This is a genomic window from Niveispirillum fermenti (genome assembly GCF_048066175.1).
GTDB lineage: Bacteria > Pseudomonadota > Alphaproteobacteria > Azospirillales > Azospirillaceae > Niveispirillum > Niveispirillum fermenti.
Genome location: NZ_JBLTXA010000009.1, coordinates 201,691 through 226,013, shown reverse-complemented (window position 1 = coordinate 226,013; position 24,323 = coordinate 201,691). Strand labels below are relative to the sequence as shown.

The window sequence follows — 24,323 nt, the reverse complement described above, 5'->3', positions numbered from 1 at the left end:
TGGCGCGTTGAGCGCCCGCGCGCCCATGCGCGCGTAGCCAAGCCGCCGGATGGCGGCGCCCGGCGCCTGAGGGGCTGGGTTGATCGGTTCCGATCAACCCAGCTTCATATGGAACGCGCATCAGAAGCTCACCGACAGACCGAGATTATAGCTGCGGCCCGGCTCCGAATAGGAATATAGCGCCGACTGGGCGGCCAGTTCCTCGTCGCCGATATTCTCCACATTGGCGCGCAGCGTCACGGCGTCGGTCAGGCGCCAGGACACGTCCAGCGACCAGAGCGTATAGTCGGGCAATTGGTTGGCGATGGCACCGCTATAGACCACCTGTTTGCCGACATACTGGCCGCGTACCCGTGCGGTCAGCGGGGCGATGGGCGTCCATTCGGCGGCGACATTGCCGGCATGGCGCGGCCGCTCGGCCAGCGACAGGCCGGTGACGCGGTTCTCCGTCGCCATCCAGGTATAGTTGGCCGACAGGGTCAGGCTGTCGATGGGCGTGACCTCGCCACCCATCTCCGCGCCACGGATGCGGGCGCGGTCGATATTCTGGTAGGTGCGCCGCTCCCGCCCGCGCTGGCCGCAAAACGCGGTGCACAGGGTCTGGATCAGGTCCTTCAGGTCGTTCTGGAACAGGGTGCCGCGCAGCGCCCAGCCGCCGGGCCGGTATTCGGCACCGACCTCGTAGCTGGTGTTGATCTCCGGGTCCAGATCGGGATTGCCGACAATGGCGAACTGTCCGCCGCCGCCGACGGCGGAATAGCCCGGCGACAATTCCTTCAGGCTGGGGGCCTTGAACCCGCGCCCGCCGCCGCCCTTCACGGTCAGCGCATCGGTGACGGCATAGGTCAGGTAGGCGCGGGGGCTGTGTTGCCAGCCATATTCCGCATGATGGTCGGCGCGGTTGCCCAGCACCAGCGACATGCCTTCGGTCAGCGTGATCTCATCCTGGATGAACAGGGCGGCATGGTCGGTATCGGCCTCTCCCGCCGCATTGACCGTGCTGTCGCGCAATTCTTCCCGCCGCCATTCGCCGCCGGCGGTCAGCAGATGGTTGCCCAACAACGGCACGCTCACATGGCCATCGACGATATCATCGGTCAGGCGGCTGGGCTGCGTGGCGGCCCCCCGGCTGCGGCTGTTCACCCGGTCCAGCTGCGACCGGTAGGCCTGGATTTCCGTATGGCCCCAATCCCAATTGCCCTTGTGGCTGACCGACATCTGCTCCCGGTCGATGTCGTCGATGGATTCATAGAAATAGGGGCTGGCGCCGGCCTGCTGGGCATTGCGCCAGCGTTCCTCGTCACCCCGGCCATAGGTCAGGTCGATGCGCTGGGCCGCATCGGGCGTCCAGGTCAGGGCGGCACTGCCCGACAAGCTGTCACGGCCTTCCAGGGCGGTGAGGCGTGGCTCGTTGGCGTCGGGTGTGTTCTGGCGGCGGTGCAGGCGGCCGGACAGGCTGATCCCCAGAATATCCTGGACCAGCGGGCCGGCCAGCCAGGCGCCGGCCTGATGGGTGGCCCCGCCCTTGCCATCCTCACGCAAGCCCCCATCCAGCTTGGCAATGCCCTGCCACTTGTCGGTGGGGCTGCGGGTGATGACATTGATCACGCCGCCCAGAGCTTCCGAGCCATAGAGAGAGGAAAGAGGGCCGCGGATCAGCTCGATCCGCTCCACCGCCTCCATCGGCACCCAGTTCAGGTCGAAATCGGTATGGGCCATGGCGGCGGAGGCGACATTGACCCGGCGGCCATCCACCAGGGTCAGCGTATGTTCCTCCGACAAGCCGCGCAGCGCGATGCCGCGCCGGGACAGACCCACGCCCGTCAAGGTGACGCCCGGCGTGCCGCGCACAGCATCGGCCAGGTCCTGGACGGGGCGTCTGGCCAACTCATCCTTGGTGATGACGCTGGCCGTGGCCGGGCTGGTGACGGTGGTGTGCGGCGTAGCCGTGGCTGTCACCACGATTTCCGGGGCCAGAGAGGGATCGGCCGCTTCCGCCAGACAGGTGGTGGACGTCAGCAAGGCGGCGAGCGGGGCGCCGATGCAGGCGGCGGTTTTCAATCGATGCGGGCTCATAGAGTAGTCGTTTCCAATGGGATATCCGAAGTGCCGCGAGAAAATATGTTACGTTATAACATTTCACAATAACGTGAGTTCGACCTTGAGACGGGCAGATGATGCCATGGAAAAGCACGGTATTGTCCGAACCGGCCTGAATCCGGGTGTTTCAGGTTCCCGTTGATTACACGGATTTAATCGGCATGCGCATGGTGCAGCTCCGATATGTGATGTTATATCGTTATAATCGAAGCGCCCCGCCAGGACCTCTCATGCCTGATCATGATCTCGCCGAGCTGACTGATGTCGTCCACCATGCCGGCTCACGCCGTATCCTGGAGGTTTCAAAGCTGACCCTTGCGCGGGGGCGGCATGGGCTGCTGCTGGGGCCGAGCGGCAGCGGCAAGACCACCTTGTTGCATGCCCTGGCGGGCCTGCTGGTACCCGACCAGGGAAGCCTGCTGCTGCTGGGAAACGATCTGCGCTCCATCGGTGATGTTGGGCGCGATCGGCTGCGGGCTGACCATGTGGGCATCGTCTTCCAGCAATTGCACCTGATTGCCGCCGTCAGTGTCGCCGACAATCTGCGTCTGGCGCGGAGGCTGGCCGGCAAGGGGCCGGATGAGCAGGCGATCATGGATCTGCTGGCCCGGGTCGGGCTGGCCGACCGCGCAGGCACCCTGCCGGCCGACCTGTCGCAGGGGGAGCGGCAACGTGTGGCCGTGGCCCGTGCCCTGGTCAACCAGCCCTCCCTGCTGCTGGCCGACGAGCCGACCAGCGCGCTGGATGATGCGAATTGCGATGCGGTCATCGACCTGCTGCTGGAACAGGCGGATTTGAGCGGCGTCACCCTGCTGGTGGCAACCCACGACCGGCGATTGACGGCACGGCTGCCCGTGCTGCTGGAACTGGCCAGGCCGGTGGAGCGCGCGGCATGAACATGCTGGGACTGAGCCTCGCCTATCTGCGCCGCCGGCCGCTGACCACGGGGCTGAACCTGCTGCTGCTGGCGCTGGGCGTGGCTGTCATCGCCTTCCTGCTGCTGCTGGAGCGGGGGCTGGAGAACCGTCTGGTGCGCGATGTGACCGGCATCGACATGGTGGTGGGGGCCAAGGGCAGCCCCCTGCAACTGGTGCTTTCGGCCGTGCTGCAGGTGGATGTGCCCACGGGCAATGTCCCGCTGGCCGCCGTTGCGGACCTGCGCCGCAATCCGTTGGTCCGGCAGGCCGTGCCCGTCGCCATGGGCGACCGTTTCGGCAGCTTCCGCATCCTGGGCACGGAGCCCGCCTATATCGACCATTATGGTGGCCGCCTGGCGGCGGGCCGGCTGTTCGAGGGACCGATGGAGGCGGTGCTGGGGGCCGAGGTTGCGGCAACCTCCGGCCTGGGCCTGGATGCAACGCTGGTCGGCAGTCACGGGCTGACGGCGGGGGGAGAGGCGCATGCCGACATGCCCTATCGGGTCGTCGGCGTGCTCGCCCGCACCGGCACGGTGCTGGACCGGCTGGTCCTGACCCCGGTGGCCAGCGTCTGGGCCGTGCATGACCATCATCACCATCATCATGACGAACCTGACGAGGCCGGGGAGGATCATGACCATGGTCACGAGGCCGACCCCGATCACGACCACGAATCCACCACCGAAGGCACCGACCATGACCGTGAGGTGACGGCCATCCTGGTCCGCTATGCCACCCCGCTGGCCGCCGCCCGGTTGCCGCGCGAGATCAACAGCCAGACCGGCATGCAGGCCGCCAGCCCGGCGGCAGAGATGCTGCGCCTGCGCGCCCTGATGGGGATCGGCTTGGATGCCATGCGGCTGCTGGGCCTGGTGCTGGTGCTGGCGGCCGGTCTCTCCACCTTCGTGGCCCTGGCCAATGCCCTGCAGGAGCGCCAATACGATCTGGCGGTGATGCGGGCCCTGGGTGCCGGCCGCGCGCGGATCACGGGGCAGATATTGACCGAGGCGCTGCTGGTGGCGCTGGGGGGCGCCCTGCTGGGCATCGTCCTGGCCCATGCCGGCGTGGCGGCCCTGTCTGCCTTTTCCGTCCGTGCCCGCGATCTCGGCCTGTCGGCGGGGCAGTTCGTGCCGGGAGAGGCCTGGCTGCTGGCACTGGCGTTGTTGGTGGCGCTGTTGGCGGCCGCATTGCCGTCCATCCAGGCCTACCGCACCGATGTCAGTCGGCTGCTGGCGAAGGGATAGGCATCATGAGGATGATGAAGCTTGCGATGCTTCTGGCTGTGCTGGTCAGTGCCCTGCCGGCCCTGGCCTTCCAGCAGGTGCAAGGTCCGGCGCCGGCGGCGCCGCATGACCCGCGGGCCGTGCCGCGTGCCACCCTGGGCTGGGACAGGCTGGCCGACACGCAGGAGACGCAGAAGCGGATCCAGGAGGTGGATCGCCTTGTCGCCATCTTCGGGCCGGGGGTGCAGGCGCTGGATGGTCAGCCCTTCACGGTGGCCGGGTTCTTCCTGCCCCTGGACACGGGCGAGACCAGCCGCAGCTTCCTGCTCTCCTCCCTGGCCCCGACCTGTCCCTTCTGCCCGCCGCCGGGCCCGGCCGACCTGATCCAGGTCAGTGCGGCGGAACCGGTGACGGCGACGCTGGACCAGATTCGGCTGCAAGGCACGCTGCGCCTGTCGGCGGAGGATGTGAACGGCATCTATTTCCATCTGGAGAACGCCCATGTCCTATCCAAGTAGGGTTTTTCTGGCGAGGTTGCTTTCGTCTCGGCGCAGGAAAGCTGCGGCAAGCTCTATGAGATCCAGGATTGCGGAAACGCCGAATATGAGGCCGCTCTGGCCCGCCAGAGAAAGGCGGAGATGATGGCCGTTTATCCCCGATGTGCTTCTGGACCAGTTGCTGGCCGGCGGCGATGCGAAGGCGGTGTTTGACCAGAACGGCCTGCTTGATCCGTTGAAGAAGGCGCTGGCGGAGCGGGCCTTTTCATGGTGCGGGGAAAGGTCAGCCGTTACAGTGTCACCACCTGTCCCGACGTCGTCCTCATAGGTGATGGCGGGGGTTGCCTTGCTCGACAGGATGTCGGCGAAATGGTCCATTTCCAGGCGGTAGGCGGCGTAGCGGCCCAGGAAGGGGCGGCGGCGGCCCCTTCGGCACCCCAGACGGGCACGGTGCTTTCCAGCAAATTGTCGGCCTTCACCTTGCCTCTTGACCCGAACGCCTCGATCCGCTGGTCATAGCCGTAACCGCGGCGCCGGCGGTTCGACAGGGTGCAGAGGTGGCCGGAACCGGTGGGCAGCACCAGCTTGGCCGTGTCCATATCGCCCAGCCGCCCGATCTCCGGATCGACCAGACAGGACGCCAAGGCGAAGATTTCCGTCACCTTCTCCCCCAGAAGCCAGGGGGCCAAGTCCAGATCATGGATGGTGAAATCCTTGAACATGGACCCTCCCCTGGACGGTCGACAGCCGTCCTTGTTCCGGGAAAGGCTTATCGTGGATCTGGAACTGGTGGCCCGCGCGCGGTCCGTGCTGATCAATGGCACCCATCTGTCACAGCCGGGCGTGCGGGCCGCCGGCGGGCGTGTCGTGTTCGATATCGATTACCGGCCGGTCCTCTGGGGCCTGACCGGTCGTGATGCGGGTGACAACCGGTTCGTCGCCGATCAATCCGTGACCGACAGCTTGCAGGAGGTGCTGCCGCTCTGTGATCTGATCATCGGCACGGAGGAGGAGGTGCATATCCTGGGCGGCAGCACCGATACCATCGCCTGCCTGCGCGCCATCCGGGAACAGACGAGCGCCCTGCTGGTCACCAAGCGCGGTCCCATGGGCTGCGTGGCGTTCCCCGGCGTCATTCCCGACAGCCTGCCCGACAGCCTGGATGACGGCGGCGGCGATAACCGCTATCTGGGCAGTTTCAAGCTGACGGCCAATGGCGCCGTTGATATGGGCCAGAAATGCGACGGGGCCGAACGGGTCTCGGTCCCGCTGCCGGGATATCCGCAGGGTCTGCTTAGCATCGGTGGGGAGACATTCATCGGGGAAAACTCCTCCATGCCGGTCACGCCGCCCCGCCGAGGACCTTGCCCCGGTTCAGGAGATCCAGCGGGTCGAGGGCCGCCTTGATCTGGCGCATCAATGCCAGTTCAGCCGGGCTGCGCGACAGGGCCAGCCATGTCCGCTTGTCCAGGCCGATGCCATGCTCGGCCGACACCGCACCGCCCAGCGTGGGGAGCGGGCGATAGACCATCTCTTCGGCCGCCTGCTTCGACTGATCGTTCCAGGGACGGGGGGAGACGACGATATGGAGATTATTGTCGCCGATATGCCCGAAGACGAACATGCGCGCGTCGGCGCCGCACGCGGCTTGCAGCCCGGCCTTCAGCCCTTCGACATAATCCTGCATCTTCGCGATCGGCAGGCTGATATCGAAGGCGATGCCGGGCGTCATCATATGAATCTGTCCCTCGACATCCTCCCGGATCGCCCAGATCGCATCGCGCTGGGCCTTGGACGAGGCGATTGCCGCATCGGCGAGGATACCCTGTTCCAGCGCGTCGCCCAGCATCTCGGTGAACAGCGCCTCATCACGCTGCGGATCGGTGCCGGCGACTTCGATGACGACATACAGCTTGTGGCCGGAAGGGATGGGCGGCTGATGCCGGCCACTCTGGATACCGATCAGGTCATAGTAGCTGTCCCACATCACTTCGAACGAGCGCAGCAGGCTGCCGAGGCGGGCACCGGCCAGCGTGAAGAACCGGGTGAGTTGCTCGAAACTGTCGACGGCAACGATCGCGGTTGCTTCGCTGGCGGGCGCCGGGTGCAGCCGCAGGACCGCGCGGGTCACCAGACCGAGCGTGCCTTCGCTGCCGATGAATAGCTGTTTGAGATCATAGGCCGTATTGTTCTTCAGCAGCGTGTTCATCGAGGAGATGATGGTCCCGTCGGCCAGAACCGCTTCCAGGCCGAGGACATTGTCGCGGGTCATTCCATAGCGGATGACAGTATTGCCGCCGGCATTGGTCGAAATGTTGCCGCCGACCGTGCAGGAACCGCGCGCGCCGAGATCGACGCCATAGATCAGCCCATGTCCGGCTACCGCTTCATGTACCGCCTGCAGGGGCACGCCCGACTGGACGGTGATGGTGCGGCCCACGGGGTCGATCGTTTCGATCGCACGCATCCGTTCGAAGGAAATCTGGATGTCTTCCGGCCGCGAGGACTGGCCACGGACAAGGCCGGTGAGGCCGCTGGCCGGGACGACTGTCTGCCTTGCCGCGTGGCAGAGCCTCATCACGTCCGACAATTCCTGTGTGGAACGCGGGCGCACAATGGCCCTGGCTTCGACCGTGGTGCGGCCGAGCCAGTCCGCCGGGCGGCTGGCGACATCGTCGCCGGTGATCAGGCCGCCATCACCGACGACAGCACGAATTTGTTCGAGCAGGTCCATCATCATCTCGGGATAGAATGTCGGGGGGGGGGGGCAACCCGGCCAGGAGGCGGCGGGAAATCGGCGGGCCGGTTCACCGCCCCGTCCAGACTGGCTTGCGCTTCTCCTGGAACGCCGCCATGCCTTCGCGGGCATCTTCGGTCATGGGCATCAACGCGATCTGGCTTTCCGTGTAGGCAATGGCCTGATCGAACGACATGGCGGCGATCGCCCGCATCGCGTATTTCCCCCACCTTATCGCCGTGGGCGATTTGTCGGTGAGGCGTTCGATCAGCCATTGCGTCCTGGCATCAAGATCGGATCGGGGAACGACATGGTTGATCAGCCCGGCCTGGCGTGCCTCCTCCGCTGAGAACGGCTCACCGGTCAGCGCCCATTCGCGCAGGGTCCGCATCGGAACCAGTTCCCGCAGCAGGCTCATCACCTGCATCGGAAATACACCCACCTTCACCTCGGGCAGGCCGAACAGCGCATGGTCGGCCGCGACCGCCATATCGGCCATGCACAACAGCCCCATGCCGCCGGCCATGCAGGTGCCGTTGACCCGGACCACGATCGGCAGGGTGGCATTCCGCGCCTCCCGCAGAAGATCGGCATAGTCGCCGTTGGGCTGCGAGAAGTCGGGTGTGAAGGCCTTGCCGGGCTGCAGGTCGGCGCCGGCGCAGAACGCCTTGTCGCCGGTGGCGGTGATGACGATGACCCGTATCGCCGGATCGGCATGCGCCGCGCGAAGCCCCTCTCGCAGGCCGCCGATGACGCCGGCATTCAGGGCGTTGCGCTTGTCGGGGCGGTTGATGGTGATCCAGAAGGACTGGTCACGTTTTTCGTGAAAAATCTCTGCCGTGGGCGATGGAAGGTCACTCATGTTGCTGTTCCTTGCGGGGCATTCTGCATGATCTCGACCATCACGCGCTGTGCCTGTACCTGATCGCCGATGGCGACCATGATCCCGGTAATCACCCCCTGTACGGGGGCGGTGTGGACATGTTCCATCTTCATGGCTTCCAGAGCGAGCAGTGGCTGGCCCGGCGATACCGCGTCCCCCACCGCTGCCATCATGGCCACGACACGGCCGTTCATCGACGCGCGTACCCGGCCGTCGCCGCCGCCTTCTTCGGTGCGCGAAGCGGCGGCCCGTGTCAGGTCGTCCAGCACAAAGGGCCGCCCGGCCAGACGCAGCCACAGGCTGGGTCCGTCACGGTCGTAGGCCACCATATTCATGACCCCGTCGAGGATGAAACGGGCCTCGCCCTTGTCGATATCGACCGCGTCGAGCGTGTGTTCCGTCCCGTCCATCCTGACCGTGAACCGGTGGGGCTGGACCTGTGAAATGCTGGCCGTCAAACGCTTGCCATCAAGCGCGAAACGCAGGCCGAGCGGCATCGCGTGGGCCAGGCCCCGGTCGCTGACGCCGTGGCGGCCGGCCGCCGCCGTCTCCAGCAGCAGCCAGGCGCCAACGACGGCCGCCCGGGTGGTGCCGGCTTCATCGGCGGGAACCAGATCCGCCTCATGCTGGCCGATAAACGCCGTTGTGGCACCACCGGCCGCAAACACCGGATGCGACAGGCAGCGCGCCAGGAACTCCTGGTTCGTGCGCACACCCAGCGCTACCGTCCCTTCCACACCACGGATCAGCCGGCGGCGCGCCTCGTCGCGTGTTGCACCATGCGCGACCAGTTTGGCGATCATGGAATCATAGAAGGGCGGTATCGACGTTCCCGACCGCAGGCCATGTTCCACCCGCAATCCGGACGGTACCTCCCACCGGCGCATCGTGCCGCTCTGCGGCATGAAACCGGCGCGCACATCCTCGGCACACAGGCGGACCTCGACGGCGTGACCGTTGAAACGGATATCGTCCTGGGAGAGGGGGAGGGGTTCCCCCGCCGCGACGCGCAATTGCCATTCGACCAGATCAAGCCCGGTGATGGCCTCGGTGACGGGATGTTCCACCTGCAGCCGGGTGTTCATCTCCATGAAGTAGTAATTGCCATCGCGGTCCAGCAGGAATTCCAGCGTGCCCGCGCCCTCATAGGCGATGGCCTTGGCGGCGGTGACGGCCGCCGCCCCCATGCGCGCCCGCAACTCGGCGTTCACGGCGGGGGAGGGGGCTTCCTCGATCACCTTCTGATGACGCCGCTGCACCGAACAGTCGCGCTCGCCCAGATGCACGGCATTGCCAAGGCGGTCGGCGAAGATCTGGATCTCGACATGGCGCGGCTCGACAATGGCCCGTTCCAGGATGACGGTGGCGTCGCCGAAGGCGTTTTTGGCCTCCGATTGGGCGCTGCGCAGCAGGTCAGCGAACTGTGCGGCGGAGGGCACCAGGCGCATGCCGCGCCCGCCACCGCCGGCCGTGGCCTTGATCATCACCGGATAGCCGATGCGCTCGGCCTCCTGCGAGAGGCGCTGTTCGCTCTGGTCGTCGCCCTGATAGCCGGGGATGCAGGGAACCCCGGCCGCGATCATCAGGCGCTTGCCGCCGGCCTTGTCACCCATGGCGCGGATCGCCTCGGGCGAGGGGCCGATGAACACCAGCCCGGCGGCACGGCAGGCGGCGGCGAATTCCTCATTCTCCGCCAGGAAGCCATAGCCGGGATGGATCGCGTCCGCCCCGCTGATCCGCGCCGCCTCGATGATGGCCGGAATGCGCAGATAGGATTGCGACGGCAGCGGCTCCCCGATGCAGACGGCCTGGTCGGCGGCGATGACATGGGCGGCCTGGGCGTCGGCGGTGGAATAGACTGCCACCGTCTTGTAGCCCTGCGCATGGGCCGTGCGGATCACGCGCAGCGCGATCTCGCCGCGATTGGCGATCAGGATCTTGGAAAAGGGCGTGGGAGAGGTCATGGTTTGGGCCCGATTGGTCAAAGGGTCGATCACGGACGGGCGACCGAGAATTGCATGGGCTGCGGGGTGCGGGCCTCGGCCTCCCGGCAGGTCGCCAGCACATTGGCCAGCACGGCGCGGGTGTCGCGGGGATCGATGACCCCGTCATCCAGCAGATGGGCGCTGGTGGTGAACACGCTCATCTGGCTGTCGAACAGGTCGACGATGCGGGCCGACATGGCGTCCAGCCGGGCTTCGTCCACCTGTCCCTTGCGCCGCATGCCGGCTTCCGCGACGATGCGCATGGTCTGGGCGGCCTGTTCGCCGCCCATCACGGCCGTCTTGGCGTTGGGCCAACTGAAGCAGAAGCGCGGGTGGAAGCCGCGGCCGCACATGGCGTAATTGCCGGCCCCATAGGACGCGCCGCAATAGATCGTGATCTGCGGCACCGTGGCGCTGGTCACCGCCTGGATCATCTTGGACCCATGCTTGATGATGCCCGCTTCTTCATAGGCGCGGCCGACCATGAAGCCGGTGGTGTTGTTCAGATAGAGGATCGGTGTGCGGGACTGGCAACAGGCCTGGATGAAATGCGTGGCCTTCGACGCCCCGGCCGGATCGATGGGGCCGTTGTTGGTGATCACGCCGACGGGATAGCCTTCGATCTTGAAATGGCCGCAGATGGTGGCGCTGCCATAATCCGGGCCGAATTCCAGGAAGTCGCTGTCATCGGCGATGCGGGCGATGACTTGGCGCATATCCGCCGGTCGCTTGTGGTCCGCCGGCATGATGCCCAGCAATTCCTCGGCATCGTAACGCGGCGGCTTGAAGCTGCGCGGCAGTTCCGGCGGCTGCCCCCGGTTCCAGTCGATCTGGTCGATGATGTTGCGGGCGATGCGCAGGCCGTCGCGGTCATCCTCCGCCAGATAGTCGCCCAGGCCGGAGATGGAGGCATGCATGACGGCACCGCCCAGTTCCTCCTCCGTCGCGATCTCCCCCGTCGCCGCTTTCAGAAGGGGCGGTCCGGCCAGAAAGGCGCGGGAGCGGCCCCGGACCAGGATGATGTAATCCGACAGGCCCGTCTGGTAGGCGCCGCCGGCCGTTGAAGACCCGTGGGTGACGGTTACGACCGGCAGGCCGGCGGCCGACAGACGCGCCAGATTGCGGAACACATTGCCGGCATGAACGAAGGCCTCGACGCGGTACTGCATCAGATTGGCGCCGGCACTCTCCACCAGCTGCACATAGGGCAGCTTGTTCTCCAGGGCGATTTCCTGGATGCGCAACTGCTTGTCCAGGCCCATCGGCTGCAGCGCGCCGGCATCGATGCCGGCGTCGCTGGCGCAGACCATGCACCGGACGCCGCTGACGAAGCCGATGCCGGCGATGACGCCGCCGCCGGGGACGCTGGCATCAAGATTGGCCGTATCGAGCCCCAGCCCGGCCAGGGTGGACAGTTCCAGGAACGGCGCGCCGGGATCGAGCAGCAGCGACAGGCGTTCGCGCGGCAGGAGCTGTTGGCGCTTCTCGAAGCGCTCCCGCGATGCGGCGGACTTTGCCTGGGTCCGGCTTTCATAGACGCGCACCCGCTCGATCAGGCCGAGCATGTGATCGCGATTGGCTGTGTAAGCCATGGAGGATGTGGAGATCGTGGAATCGATTTGGGGCATGGCTGCTTGTTCTGCTGCGGCTGCGGCGATGTCATCAGCCTAGGTTCGCGTCGTCGCATGGTCTTGCGCGAACTGGTCGGCCAGACCGGAACAGCGCTATGCCGTTGGCGGCAGCAGGCGCCATTTGGGCAGGAGGATGGCCGGCTGGTAGCTCATCTTCGTCTGGCGGAAATTGGGCAGGCCGAGATCCTGCTCGAAATTGAGCCAGTCGATCCTGTCGTCCGCACCAGTGCCGCCGCTGATGGCGAAATGGTGGAACATGTATTGGGCGATGCCCTTGAACCGCACCAACCCCTTCGCGAACCGGACGGCCCAGACGCCGTCCTGCAGCCGCTCCGCCAGCAGAAGCCCGGCTGGTTGTCCGTCCGCGCGATAAAGGAAGCCCCGCAGGCCCAATTCCGGCGCAAGCGTGAGTGCGTCATGGCAGGCGGCTTCATCCGCTTCGCCCGGTGCCTTGCCCTTGTCCTGCATCCAGCCGTCCAGCACCTGATGCGCGGCATCGCGCAGATGGACGCCATAGGGCTCGGCCTCCACGACATGCGCGGCCAGAAGCTGCGCCATCAGGTTGGCTTTCTTCTGAAGCACCCGCCCCTGATAGGTCCGGAATGCTTGCGCCTGGTAGACATAGTCGGCATCGTCGCGATTATCGGTCAGCACAAGGCCGCAATCGCGCACGGCATTCGCTTCCCGCTCGCACAGCGGGAACAGGGCGCCGTATCGGGTGACCAGGGCCCGCAATACATCCATCGGCGCCTGACCGATGTCGAACAGGGGCAGGGCCAGTCCTTGCCCGTCATAGGTCACGCCGCTGATGCAGGGCCAGAGGCCATCATGCCAGCGCCACTGATGCGCGCGGCGGAACAGCCAGAGATTGCCGAAGGTCAGGTCGGCCGGCATGCGCTGGCCCAGACCCTCTGTGCGCTGGGCCAGAAGCGGGGCCATGCGGGGTGCCAGCGCCAGGGTCAGGTCGATGCCGTCGGAATGCGCCACGATGGAACTCAGCGCTGCGAGCCTCTCGCCCCCGGCGGCGGGCCGTCCGCAGGCTCGCCGGCGAAGCACTGGGCCAGCCGGGTCCATTGATCCGCCGCGTCCCCGGCCCATTCCAGGCGCGTGTCGGCGCGGTTGCGCCGCTGCGTCACCAGCAGGGCGAAATCGAGAGCGGGTCCGCGCACAAAATCATCCTTTGAGGGCTCGCCCCACACCCATTCCTCACCCGTCGGCGTCTGCAACGCCACATAAGGGACAGGCTGCGGCACGGGGAGCTTGCGGTTGACGAAGGTCCAGCCATAGGTCGTCACGCCCAGATGCGTGATGTGACGCAAGCCGGGGCCGGGCTCCCGCTCGCGTCCCAGCATGTCCCAGATATCCTGGCCATGCGCCCAGGTTTCCATCAGCCGGGCGGTGGCGAAGGACCGGGCGCTCATCGGCGGGCCGTACCAGGGAAGGCGCTCCTTGGCATCCATCGCGGCGAGTGCGGCCACCAGCGCCTCATGCCGTTCCTGCCACAGCGTCAGCAGCGCATCGCCGTCAAGAAGGCTGAAGCGGTGCCGGGCGATGGCGCTGATTTCCTTCCCGGCGGCCATTTCGCGGGCAAGCGCCGACATGTCGGCCTTGAAGCCGGCCGGGTCGCTCACCGCCAGCAAGGCCGTTTCATCAAAGAATAGCAGATGCGCCACCTCATCCCAGGGCGTCCAGCCATAGAAATCCGTGGGCTGGCGCCACTGGTCGGGCGACAGGGTGGCGCAGAGATCAGCCAGTTGGCGATATTCGGCGAGGAGATCGGCGGTCAGGTCATGCATGGGAATATCCTTCAGATGCCCAGCTGCCGGGCGGTCAGGTCTTTCATGATCTCCTCCGAACCGCCGCCGATCATCATCACCTTGGCCTCGCGGTAGATGCGTTCGGAACGGGTGCCACGCATGAAGCCCATGCCGCCCAGGATCTGCACCGCCTGATCGGCGCAATATTGCATGGCCTGGGTGGACAGGATTTTCGCCATGCAGGCGCGGGCGACCAGATGCTCCGGGTTGCCGTGGCGATGTTCGATCTGCCAGGCCAGATCATAGACGAAGGTACGGGCCGCCTCGACCTTCAGGGCCATGTCCACCAGCTTGTGACGGATGACCTGCCGCTGGGACAGCGGCTGGCCGAAGGTGACGCGGTCGCGCGCCCAGGCCAGTGCCTCGTCGACACAGACCTGCGCGTAGGCACAGGAGGCGATCGACATGGACAGCCGCTCGCTGTTGAAATTGTTCATGAAGACCTTGAAGCCTTCATGCTCGGTGCCCAGAAGATTGGCGACCGGCACGCGGACATCGTCGAAATGCAGATGGGCGGTGTCGGAGCACCACCAGCCCATCTTCTTCAGCGGCGTGCGGCTGAGGCCCGGCGTGTCACCATCGACCAGCAGGGCCGAGACACCGCCCGCGCCCTTGGACCCCGGTGCGGTGCGCACGGCGACGGTGATGAAATCGGCGCGCATGCCGGACGTGATGAAGGTCTTCTCCCCATTCAGCACATAATGGTCGCCATCGCGCACGGCCGAGCATTTCAGGGAGGCGACGTCGGAGCCGCCGCCCGGCTCGGTCACGGCCAGGGCCGCAATCTTCTCCCCGGCCAGAACGGTCGGCACGACCCGCTGTTTCAGCGCGCCGCTGCCATAGGCGGCCACGGGCGGCAGCCCGATCGTGTGCGACAGAAGCGAGGCCGACAAGCCGCCGCAACCGGCGCGTGCTACCTCTTCCGACGTGATCAGATGATAGAAGATATCCGCCGGCGTGCCGCCCAGTTCCTCATCATACCCGATGCCCAGCGCGCCAATCTCGCCAAAGCGGCGATAAAGGTCGCGCGGGAATGTCTCGGCCTCGTCCCAGTCATTGACGAACGGCGCGATCTCCCGCGTCACGAAGCTACGGAGCAGGGATCGGTACTGTTCGTGTTCCGGGGTGAAATAGTGGGGCAGGGGGGGCGTTTCGATCATGGTCAGGTCGCTCATGCTGGGTGCCGCTGGTCGCTGGCCGCCGGTTTTCGGGCGCATTGCCGATTGTTGCGCGGGCATTGCCGATGCACCGCATCCTTGCCCCAGGGGGCATGCCCGTCTTGCGCGGACTGGCTGACCTCGCCCTAATGTGCGGGCGTATCAGTGATGATGCGCAGCTTGCGCGAACCGGCGATGATGTCCTTGGGCTTCAGGCCGTAGACCTGACGGATCGAGTGGCTGAAATGCGTGCTGTCCGGGTAGCCGATATCCAGTGCGACATGCAGCAGATTGCTGCTGGAATGCACATGATGCAGCAGGCTGCGGGCGCGTTTCCAGGTGCGCACGTTTCGGAAGGGGATGCCGACCTCTGCCTTGAACAGGTGCAGGAAACGCGAAAAGGACAGGTTCACCAGCGAGGCGCATTCCGCTGCGGCGACGCTGCCGGTGGGATTGTCCCGGATGGTTGCCAGCACTCTGGTGATGCGCCGGTCAAGCGCGCGGGCGGGAAGGGCTTTGCCGAAAAACACCTGGTCAAAATCGGATGGCCGCAAATCCAGCGCCGCACCGGGGGCGGCGAGCCGGCGATGCACCGCGCGGACATGCTCGGCAAAATCGGGCGCGTGTACGGCACCGCAGGAGCGGAGCAGGGAGGGAAGCCGGTCCATATCGACCGTTTCCGGCTCAATCGAGACATTGAGAACGTGCCGCCCTTCGCAGGCGATTTCATAGGGCACGTGGGGCTGGATGATGGCGACTTCGGTCGACTGCCACTCGCCCCCGTCGATCCGCACGCGCAACGGGCCATCGATCGCGATGTTGGCGATGATGGCACCCTGGCTATGCAGGCAGGGGGTGCCCAGAAGCCCCGCATAGAAGACGCGATCCTGGGTGATCCACATGACACGATCAGCGCTTGTGAACCGCCGTGGAACGAACGAGCCGCCTGAAGCCATTGAAATATCTCCCGGAATGGGGGACGCCCTTTGCGCGTCCTCCCTTATATTTTGGCGAGGCTTTTCACCTGACCTTGCAGGGCGGCGGTCCCGTCAAGGGGACCGCCGCCGGTGCGGTGGCTCATCCCTTCTCTGATGGAATGACGGGCAGGAGAAGGAAGGGCTCGCTGCCTTCGACGAAGTGCAGCGTGTTCTTGCCGCCGAAGATGTCCGGCGGCCGGTCCCGCGGATCGGCATGGCGGAACGGGCCGACGCCGGTCATCGGATAGGGCTGATCGGAAAGGCCGGCATCACCCAGCCCATGGTCATAGTCGCAACCACGGATGTTGAGCGCCAGCGTATAGCCCGCCGGCACCACGATGCTGGTCGGCAGGATTTCGATATCCAGGATGACGGGCTCGCCCGGCACCAGCGGCTGCAGCTCGTCATGGCTGTGATAGGGGCGGTAGGGCAGCGTCTTGGCCGGGTCCAGCTTGCGATGGGAGGCGCGCAGCCAGCCCAGGGCGATGGGCACGCGCGGATCGTTGGAACCGATGAACAACACTTCCTTGCCATCCGGCGCGAACAGCCGCAGGGCCAGGAACAGGTCGGCATCGACCGTGTCGGACGACACCAGCAGCCGGGCCGCCACCGGGCCGGTGATTTCCATCTCCTCGGTGGACGGCGGCAGGGTGAAGGTGACGCCGTGATCCGTCGTGCTGTAGGTGATCGGGGCGCCGGTGGCGGGCGTGGTGGTCAGGGTATGCGTGCCGGGATCGAGATAATACCGGGTCCATTGCGTGCGGGCGAGCGGCCATTCCTGCTCATCGCGGATGGTGAAATGCTCTCCCGGCCGGCGGATCTGCAACTGCACCGGCGGCTGTTTATCCCAGCCGGTATCCTTGCCCTGCAGGAAATGTCCGAAGAATTTCTTCTGCAGCGCCACACCCTCGGCGCGGTAGAACGGGCTGAAATGGCTGTCGCCATGCACTTCCAGCCATTTCTGGGAGGAGCCGGCCGCAAGATAGCCTTCGAAATTGCCGCGCGGGTGGACGCCCATGCCGCCCCAGTTGGCGGCGGACAGCATCGGCACCTCGATGCGGCTGAGATCGGGCGTGTGCGCGGAATAGAACTCGTCATCCAGCGGGTGGTTCAGCACCCCGTCAACCATCGGCACGGCGCGGTTTGCCGTCAGTTCCTCTTCCGACAGGGTTTCCGGCCCGCTGACCCACTCGCCATTGTTGGGATTTTTGATGCCGCGATTGCCGTATCCGTGCTGGATCTTCAGGACCTGACGGCCATACCAGCCCGCGCCGAACTGCGACAGGATGCCCCCATGCCGCGCGGCATCGCGGTAGCGGTCGACAAAACCTTCCCAGACGCAGATGGCGGCCAGATGCGGCGGACGCTGGGCGGCAGCGTACCATTGGTTCGTCGCATAGTAGGAAATGCCGTTCATCCCGACCTTGCCGTTGCTCCAGGGCTGCGCCGCCGCCCATTCGATGCATTCGCAGATGTCCTTCGTCTCCTGCGCCGAGGTCGGGTCGAGCACGCCTTTGGAGCGGCCGGCGCCCCGGCTGTCGACGCGGATGCAGATGAAGCCGTCGGGTACCCATTTCTCCGGGTCGGCGACTTCCCAGTTCATGTACTTGTTCGTGGAGCCCTCGGCGATGTCCGGATAGGCGCGCACCATGCGGTCATAAGCACTCTTGTACCCCACCTGCATGGGAACGCCCTTGCCATAGGCGCCATAGGAGATCAGGGCGGCGTACTGGCCGGGCGCTTCGGGCAGGAAGATATCGGCACGCAGGACGACACCGTCGCTCATCCTGATGGGCGCATCCCAGAGAATGCGCATGCCGTCCGCATGCACCGCTTCGGGCATGTCGTCGGACAGGGGGGCATCGGGGTCGCGACGCATCGGGGTTTCCTCGCTCATATCGTTGATCCTTTTGAATGTGCAAATTGTTCACATTGCCGGTGGCCGTGTTTCGTCGGTCCTTCCCGGCCATTCATGGGGGCTGTGATCCTCAGATCCAGCCGGTGGCAACCTCGCGCATCAGCGCATGGAGCCGGCTTTGGCCCTCGAAGCCGATGCCCGGCCGCTGCGGGGCCGGCATCGATCCATTGGAGACATCGCAATCATCGGCATAACCGCCGAACGCGCCGAAGAAGCCGGGATAGGCCTCGCAGCCGCCCAGCCCCAGCCCTGCCACCAGGGCCAGCGACATCTGGTTACCGCCATGCGGGAAATGGCGGTCGTGGCCCCAGCCCTCGGCCGCCAGGTCCCGGACCAGATCGGCATAGGTCGCGATGCCGTAAATCTGCGGCGGGTCCATCTGCAGATAGTCGCGGTCGGCGCGCCAGCCACCGAACCGCACCTGGTTCCAGACATCATGCGGACTGAACAGGTTCTCGCCGGTGGCCAGCGCGCCGGGATAGGCGGCGGCGATGGTGGCGGAGGCCTGGAAGTCGTTGGGATGGCAGGGCTCCTCGAACCAGCGCAGATTGAAGGGGGCCAGGGCCTTGGCATAATCCAGGGCTTCCGCCGTGGCGAAGCGCCCGTTCGCATCGACGGACAGCCGTTGCGGATCACCGCCCAGCAACGTCAGCGCCTCCTCCACCCGGCCGATATCCTCGGCCAGCGACAGGCCGCCGACCTTGATCTTCATATGCGTATAGCCGGCATCCAGATGGCGCTGAAGCTCCTCGGCCACATCGCCGGGCTTGCTGTCCGGCTTGTACCAGCCGCCGCCGACATAGCATGGGACCCGCGCTTCCATCGGTCGCTGCCGCCAGGTTTGCGAGATCAGCTCCGCCAGCGGCTGGCGCCTTGCCTTGGCCACGGCATCCCACAAGGCCGTTTCGATCGTGCCAACTGGCACCGACCGCGCGGCGTCGCCGCCCGGCTTCTCACCGACCAGCATGCGGCGCAGGGCCTTGGCCGGGTCCAGATAGCCATCCGCATTCAGCAAACTGTCGGGCGGGGCCTGCGTGAGCCGGGGGATGAAACGGGCCCGCATCGGGTCACCACAGGCATAGCGGCCGATGGAGTTGAAGGCGTATCCGATGACCGGCTTGCCCTCGACCACCCGGTCGGTCAGCACGGCCACGACCGATACCGTCATCTCGGCGAAGGAGAAGACCGAATTTCGAAGATCGCTGCGCATCGGCAGCGCCGCTTCACGTATGTCCAGGATGCGCATGTCTTAAGTGTTTCCAGTGGGTTCAGATGGGCCGCAATATTTCGGCGCCGCTGTGGGCGATGGTCAACGCATGGCGATGCGGTTGGTCAATGCACCAATGCCGCTGATCGAAACGGTGACGACATCACCATCCGCCAGATATTGCGGCGTGGCCATGGCATAGCCCACGCCTTCCGGCGTGCCCGAGGCAATGATATCGCCAGGCTCCAGCGTCATGCCCTTGGAAAGCTCGGCCAGGATGGTGGGAATGTCGAAGATCATTTGGGAAATCCGGGCCGACTGGCGCGTTTCGCCATTCACGGTCGTGACGATCTCCACAGCCTGGATATCCGCCACCTCATCCCTGGTCACGATCCAGGGGCCCATCGGGCAGGACTGGTCCAGACCCTTACCCTTGAACCATTGATCATGCCTGCGCTGCAGATCGCGGGCGGTGACGTCGTTGATGATCGTATAGCCGAATATGTGGTCGAACGCATCCTGCGGCGCGATATTCCGGCCGCCCTTGCCGATCACGATGCCGAGTTCGCCTTCATAATCCATGCGGTCGCTGACATTTCTGTCGAAGCGCAGTTCATCGCCCGCGGCGGCCAGTGTCGTTCGCGGCTTGCTGAAAATCTGCGGGGCCTGGGGAACGTCGACCGGCAGTCCACGGGCGCGATACCCCTCCTGCACATGGCCCAGATAATTGCGCCCGATGCAGAAGATGTTCTTTCCCGACGCCGGCACCGGCGCCAGCAGCTTCAATGCGCCGAGGGGTCTGGGCAGGACGGTTGTGCGGGGAAGTGCCGCCGCGACGTCAGACAGCCCGTCAGCCCCGGCGCGGATCACGTCGAGCAGGCTGGTCATGCCAGGAAGCGCCAAGGCGGCAATGTCGATCACGCCGTCACCCGCGATGACGCCCGTCCGCACCTCACCCGCCTCAAGAAAAGAGATAAATCGCATTCCGTCCCCTGAGATAACGATAAAACTGATTGGACTTCCAAAATATCGATGTTATTAAGTGATGCAATAGAAATCTGGAGATTGTTGCGGGGTGGAGGGGGATCGGCACCTCACCGTCCGCGCAAAGGACAGGGTGATCAGCGATGGGCTGAATGTGTAAGTTACCGCCCGCACGGGCGATCAAGGCGCTTGCGCGCGTGCCTTTGCGGGGGCCTTTTCCGGGGTCCGGCGACCACACACCAAGGGAGTGTCATTCATGATTGAGGCTGTGGCCAACACGCGCGCGTCGGCCGCTTATGCCCGTATCCGGGAGGCCATCATCGTCGGGCGGCACCAGCCTGGCGCACGCCTGCACATCCAGGACCTTTCCGAGGAGCTTCAGGTCGGGCCCAGCCCGATCCGGGAAGCGCTGAACCGGCTGGTCAGCGAGGGGCTGGTGTCTCAGCATGATCAGCGCGGCTTTCGGGTCGCGTCGCTCGACCTCAAGGATCTCGATGATCTGTTCGACGCCCGCTGCTGGGCGAACGAAGCGGCGCTGCGGGCCTCGATCCAGCGCGGCGGCCGGGATTGGGAAGAAAATGTAGTGCTGATGCTGCACCGCCTGCGCCGGGCGCCGCGTCTGGTCGAGGTGGATAGCGGCCTGCGTGGCGCGCAGTGGGAAAACGCCCATGATGATTTCCACAATGCCCTCATCGGCGCCTGCGGATCGACCTGGATGCAGAATTTCTGTCAACGCACATCCGATGCGGCGGCCCGCTATCGCGCCATCTCGCGCGCGGCCGTCAACGGCCAGCGCGGCGACGAGGAAGAGCATGTGGCAATCGCCGAAGCCGCCATCGCGCGTGATGAAGAGAAGGCTGTGAGCCTGCTGACCAGCCATCTGAGACGCACGCGCGATCTCGTTTTCAATAGCTGGCAACGCTGACCGGCACTTTGCAATTTGAGGGGTATCGAATGCCTAAAGCCAACCTCGCTGCCGCAGATCCTGACGACAGCGCGGGCGACGACAAGGTCAACCTCGCCTCACTGCTCGACCAGTCGCCGGTGCGGCGTGGCCATGTCATGACCACGGCATTGCTGTTTTGTGTACTGCTGATCGATGGCTATGACCTGGCTGTGACCGGGCAGATGCTGCCGGCGATCGCCTCGGCGCTCGGGGTGACCACGGCCAGCCTGACCGGCGCCTATGCGGCCCAGCCTGTCGGTCAGGCGCTTGGCGGGCTGCTGCTGGCGCCGCTGGTCGACAGGTTTGGTCGCAAGCGCATGATGATCCTGCTGCTGGCGCTGTTCGCCATCGCCACCCTGCTGAGCGTCTTCGCCGCTTCCGTGACCAGTTTTGCGGTGACGCGCTTCATGGCCGGGGTTGTGGGCGGCGGCCTGCTTCCCGCCGTGGCAAGCCTTGTGGCCGATATCTCGTCCATCAAACGCCGTTCAAGCATGGTCGGCATCGTTTACGCCGGCATCGGTGTCGGCACGGTCGGGGCCAGCGTCCTGGTGGCCCTGTCCCTGGATCATATCGGCTGGCAGGGCATGTATGTCATCGGGGCTGTGGCCCCCCTCCTGATGATCGCGCCCATTCTGCTTCTGGTGCCTGAATCGCCGCTTCATCTGGCACGGGTTGCCGCACCTTCCACTGATATCCTTGCCGCCCTTCGCAAGCTGGGTATCGTCCTGGGGCCGAAGACGCGGTTCGATGCACCCGCCCGGAAACGCGGTGCCCGTATCTCAGTCATTGAGATTTTCGGGGACCGGCGTGCCGGTTTCACGCTCGCACTCTGGTTCAGTTGCATCTGCGGCCAGATCAGCGTCAACGTTTTCGGCCTTTCGGCAACCTTCTTTCATGAATTTGAAGGTGTTCCGTTGACCGACTACGCGGCTTACGCCTCTGTTGCCGGATTGGCTGCCATCGTTGCCGGATTTTCGACCGGTTTCGTGATGGATCGCTTCGGGCGCTACCGTGTGATCGGCGTGTATGCGACGCTGAGCGCGCTTTCCCTGGCAGGACTGGCTTTCTTTCCCTTCGGCAGCCCGCTGTTCGTGGTCACGATCGTCTGCGCCGGCTTCTTCAATGTCGGTACCTATCAGTCGCTCAACATCCTGACGCCGATCGTCTATCCGGCCGCCATGCGCAGCGCTGCGGTCGGCTGGAAGGGCAGCGTCTCGCGTCTGGGCAGTAGTGCTGCCCCGCTCATCGGTGCCGCCTTGATGGCACATCAACTGGGTCTGAAGGTCGCCCTGTGTACGGCGGCGGTTCCGGCCCTTCTGGTGGTCCTGCTGGCGCCGGTGCTGGCAATGCTGGAACGGCGCATGCGCGCCGATGGTACTGCGCAAGCGGGCTGATCCCCATCCAAGGCCCCAGCGCCGGTGGTAATCGAGATCAGCCACTAATCGCAAGTAGACCGGACAAAGGAGACGTAGAATTCGCTGGTGATCAGCCGGGTCATCATGGTGATGCATGTCATCGGAATCCGGACGGAAATGATCTTCTGCCGCCTGATCCAGCAGGCCGGCCGCCGCCCCGGGATCGATAGAGGAAGGCCTATGCCTATGTCCGACGAAAAAAAGCGCATGCTGCGATCGCAGTCCTGGTTCGAGGGGCGGGGGGCGAAGAATTTCGCCCATCGCGCCTGGGTGCGTAGCCGTGGCGTGCCGACGGATCATTTCGACGGGCGTCCGGTGATCGGCATCTGCAATACCTGGTCGGAACTGACCCCCTGCAATTCGCATTTCCGGGACCTGGCGCAGCATGTGCGGGAAGGCATCCTGGAAGCCGGGGGTGTGCCGATGGAATTTCCGGTCATCTCGCCCGGCGAGATGCTGACGCGGCCCACGGCGATGCTGCTGCGCAACCTGTGCAGCATGGATGTCGAGGAGACATTGCGCGCCAACCCGCTGGACGGCGTGGTGCTGATGATGGGTTGTGACAAGACCACGCCGGCCCTGCTGATGGGGGCGGCCAGCGTCAACCTGCCGACCATCGGCCTGTCGGCCGGCCCCATGTTCAATGGCAGTTTCCGGGGCCGTCCCTTCGGGATCAAGGATGCCTGGAACCTGGCGGCGGATCTGCGGGCCGGCCGCGCGACGAACCAGGATTTCGAGGAGGCGGAAACCTGCCTCACCCGCTCGGTCGGCGTGTGCAATGTCATGGGCACCGCGTCCACCATGGCTTCGTTGGTCGAGGCCATGGGGGTGGGGCTGCCCGACAATGCCGCCATTCCCGCCCAGGACGCAAGGCGCCGGGTGCTGGCCCGCATGGTCGGGCGGCGCATCGTGGAGATGGTGCGAGAAGGTCTGACGCTGGACAAGCTGCTGACGCGCAAGGCTTTCGAGAATGCCATCAAGGTCAATGCCGCCATCGGCGGTTCGACCAATGCCGTCATCCATCTGACGGCGGTGGCACGACGCATGGGCGTGGAACTGACCATCGAGGATTGGCACCAGATCGGGCGCGACGTGCCCACACTGCTCAATCTCCAGCCGTCGGGCCGCTACATGATGCAGGATTTCCATGAGGCCGGCGGCCTGCCGGTGATCATCCGCGACATGTGCGAGGCCGGCCTGCTGCATGGTGATGCGCTGACCGCTGCCGGCATCACGCTGGCCCAGGCCAATGAAGGCGCGGTGTGCCTCAACCCGGATGTGATCCATAGCGTGGCGCAGCCTTTCATGGCCAATTCGGGCGTCGCCATCCTGCGCGGCAATCTCTGCCCGAACGGCGCGGTCATCAAGCCGTCGGCCGCCGATCCGCGCCTGCTGAAGCATAGGGGCCGCGCGGTGGTGTTCGATAGCCAGCAGGACCTGCATCGGCGTGTCGATGATCCGGCCCTGGACATCGATGCCGATTGCATCATGGTGCTGCGGAATTGCGGGCCCAAGGGTTTTCCGGGCATGCCGGAACTGGGCATGCTGCCGATCCCGGCCAAGCTGCTGAAACAGGGGGTGACGGACATTGTCCGCATTTCCGACGCGCGGATGAGCGGCACGGCCTTCGGTGCCGTGGTGCTGCATGTCTCGCCCGAGGCCGCTGTGGGCGGCGCGCTTGCGGTGGTTCAGGACGGTGACCTGATCGAACTGGATGTTGCCGGACGGCGGCTCGACCTGTTGATCTCCGACCAGGAATTGCAGCAGCGGCTGGCCGCATGGACACCCCCGCCGGCACCGGCCAGCCGGGGCTACGCCAAATTATATGTCGATACGGTCAATCAGGCCCATGACGGCTGCGACCTGGAATTCCTGGTGGGCAGGAGCGGCCACGACGTGCCGCCGGCCCAGCACTGACACCCGATCGGG

At 65.4% G+C, this 24,323-nt stretch carries 20 protein-coding genes; 7 read left to right on the top strand and 13 right to left on the bottom strand.

What is annotated here, in order from left to right:
• Positions 1-120: 120 nt before the first annotated feature.
• Positions 121-2,076 carry a TonB-dependent receptor domain-containing protein gene (locus ACM9LZ_RS12170; protein WP_416619736.1) on the bottom strand — a complete coding sequence of 652 codons (1,956 nt, stop codon included), beginning with the start codon at positions 2,074-2,076 and terminating at the stop codon, positions 121-123.
• A 254-nt stretch (positions 2,077-2,330) separates the two neighbouring features.
• Here ACM9LZ_RS12170 and ACM9LZ_RS12165 point away from each other — a divergent pair, with 254 nt between their 5' ends.
• The 3 genes from ACM9LZ_RS12165 to ACM9LZ_RS12155 are packed head-to-tail and all read left to right on the top strand — an operon-like array spanning position 2,331 to position 4,758.
• A complete protein-coding gene (locus ACM9LZ_RS12165; RefSeq protein ID WP_416619735.1) occupies positions 2,331-2,996 on the top strand; it encodes an ABC transporter ATP-binding protein in 666 nt (221 codons plus the stop codon).
• Positions 2,993-4,261 carry an FtsX-like permease family protein gene (locus ACM9LZ_RS12160; RefSeq protein WP_416619734.1) on the top strand — a complete coding sequence of 423 codons (1,269 nt, stop codon included), beginning with the start codon at positions 2,993-2,995 and terminating at the stop codon, positions 4,259-4,261. The genes ACM9LZ_RS12165 and ACM9LZ_RS12160 overlap by 4 nt, the downstream gene beginning before the upstream one ends.
• 5 nt (positions 4,262-4,266) lie before the next feature.
• Positions 4,267-4,758: a DUF3299 domain-containing protein gene (locus ACM9LZ_RS12155; RefSeq protein ID WP_416619733.1), complete on the top strand. Its 492-nt coding sequence runs from the start codon at positions 4,267-4,269 to the stop codon at positions 4,756-4,758.
• A gap of 269 nt (positions 4,759-5,027) precedes the next feature.
• Here the strand turns inward: ACM9LZ_RS12155 and ACM9LZ_RS12150 are convergent, their stop codons facing one another.
• A complete protein-coding gene (locus ACM9LZ_RS12150; protein ID WP_416619732.1) occupies positions 5,028-5,459 on the bottom strand; it encodes a Gfo/Idh/MocA family protein in 432 nt (143 codons plus the stop codon).
• Between the two features lie 52 nt (positions 5,460-5,511).
• Between ACM9LZ_RS12150 and ACM9LZ_RS12145 the strand changes: the two genes are divergently transcribed.
• A complete protein-coding gene (locus ACM9LZ_RS12145) occupies positions 5,512-6,144 on the top strand; it encodes a hypothetical protein (RefSeq protein ID WP_416619731.1) in 633 nt (210 codons plus the stop codon).
• On the opposite strand, the gene ACM9LZ_RS12140 is transcribed toward ACM9LZ_RS12145, so the two are convergent.
• The 11 genes from ACM9LZ_RS12140 to ACM9LZ_RS12090 form a co-directional block, all read right to left on the bottom strand.
• On the bottom strand, positions 6,080-7,477 hold the full coding sequence (locus tag ACM9LZ_RS12140; RefSeq protein ID WP_416619730.1) for an FAD-binding oxidoreductase: 1,398 nt from the start codon (positions 7,475-7,477) through the stop codon (positions 6,080-6,082). The two genes, ACM9LZ_RS12145 and ACM9LZ_RS12140, sit on opposite strands and share 65 nt — an antisense overlap.
• A gap of 67 nt (positions 7,478-7,544) precedes the next feature.
• The gene (locus ACM9LZ_RS12135) at positions 7,545-8,336 is read right to left on the bottom strand and encodes an enoyl-CoA hydratase/isomerase family protein (protein WP_416619729.1); all 792 of its coding nucleotides are present in this window, start codon (positions 8,334-8,336) and stop codon (positions 7,545-7,547) included.
• Positions 8,333-10,321 carry an acetyl-CoA carboxylase biotin carboxylase subunit gene (locus tag ACM9LZ_RS12130; RefSeq protein ID WP_416619728.1) on the bottom strand — a complete coding sequence of 663 codons (1,989 nt, stop codon included), beginning with the start codon at positions 10,319-10,321 and terminating at the stop codon, positions 8,333-8,335. Before ACM9LZ_RS12130 ends, ACM9LZ_RS12135 begins: the two co-directional genes overlap by 4 nt.
• A 29-nt stretch (positions 10,322-10,350) precedes the next feature.
• Positions 10,351-11,970, bottom strand: coding sequence for an acyl-CoA carboxylase subunit beta (locus ACM9LZ_RS12125; protein WP_416619727.1), 1,620 nt, complete (start codon positions 11,968-11,970; stop codon positions 10,351-10,353).
• A 96-nt stretch (positions 11,971-12,066) separates the two neighbouring features.
• Positions 12,067-12,960, bottom strand: a complete 894-nt coding sequence (locus tag ACM9LZ_RS12120; RefSeq protein ID WP_416619726.1) for a phosphatidylglycerol lysyltransferase domain-containing protein — start codon at positions 12,958-12,960, stop codon at positions 12,067-12,069.
• An 8-nt stretch (positions 12,961-12,968) separates the two neighbouring features.
• Entirely contained in the window at positions 12,969-13,769 is an 801-nt protein-coding gene (locus tag ACM9LZ_RS12115) for a TIGR03084 family metal-binding protein (RefSeq protein WP_416619725.1), read from the bottom strand.
• A gap of 11 nt (positions 13,770-13,780) precedes the next feature.
• Positions 13,781-14,965, bottom strand: a complete 1,185-nt coding sequence (locus tag ACM9LZ_RS12110; protein WP_416619724.1) for an acyl-CoA dehydrogenase family protein — start codon at positions 14,963-14,965, stop codon at positions 13,781-13,783.
• 128 nt (positions 14,966-15,093) lie between these two features.
• On the bottom strand, positions 15,094-15,849 hold the full coding sequence (locus ACM9LZ_RS12105) for a helix-turn-helix transcriptional regulator (protein ID WP_416619723.1): 756 nt from the start codon (positions 15,847-15,849) through the stop codon (positions 15,094-15,096).
• Positions 15,850-16,024: 175 nt separating this feature from the next.
• Entirely contained in the window at positions 16,025-17,821 is a 1,797-nt protein-coding gene (locus tag ACM9LZ_RS12100) for a CocE/NonD family hydrolase (RefSeq protein WP_416619722.1), read from the bottom strand.
• Between the two features lie 91 nt (positions 17,822-17,912).
• Positions 17,913-19,088 carry an enolase C-terminal domain-like protein gene (locus ACM9LZ_RS12095; RefSeq protein ID WP_416619721.1) on the bottom strand — a complete coding sequence of 392 codons (1,176 nt, stop codon included), beginning with the start codon at positions 19,086-19,088 and terminating at the stop codon, positions 17,913-17,915.
• Between the two features lie 63 nt (positions 19,089-19,151).
• Positions 19,152-20,033, bottom strand: coding sequence for a fumarylacetoacetate hydrolase family protein (locus tag ACM9LZ_RS12090; RefSeq protein ID WP_416619720.1), 882 nt, complete (start codon positions 20,031-20,033; stop codon positions 19,152-19,154).
• 268 nt (positions 20,034-20,301) lie between these two features.
• Here ACM9LZ_RS12090 and ACM9LZ_RS12085 point away from each other — a divergent pair, with 268 nt between their 5' ends.
• The 3 genes from ACM9LZ_RS12085 to ACM9LZ_RS12075 all read left to right on the top strand — a co-directional run bounded on the left by ACM9LZ_RS12085 (position 20,302) and on the right by ACM9LZ_RS12075 (position 24,311).
• Positions 20,302-20,958 carry a GntR family transcriptional regulator gene (locus ACM9LZ_RS12085; protein WP_416619719.1) on the top strand — a complete coding sequence of 219 codons (657 nt, stop codon included), beginning with the start codon at positions 20,302-20,304 and terminating at the stop codon, positions 20,956-20,958.
• A gap of 29 nt (positions 20,959-20,987) precedes the next feature.
• Complete coding sequence (locus ACM9LZ_RS12080) at positions 20,988-22,373, top strand: MFS transporter (RefSeq protein ID WP_416619718.1); 1,386 nt, start codon at positions 20,988-20,990, stop codon at positions 22,371-22,373.
• Positions 22,374-22,580: 207 nt separating this feature from the next.
• Complete coding sequence (locus tag ACM9LZ_RS12075) at positions 22,581-24,311, top strand: IlvD/Edd family dehydratase (RefSeq protein ID WP_416619717.1); 1,731 nt, start codon at positions 22,581-22,583, stop codon at positions 24,309-24,311.
• Positions 24,312-24,323: the final 12 nt, after the last annotated feature.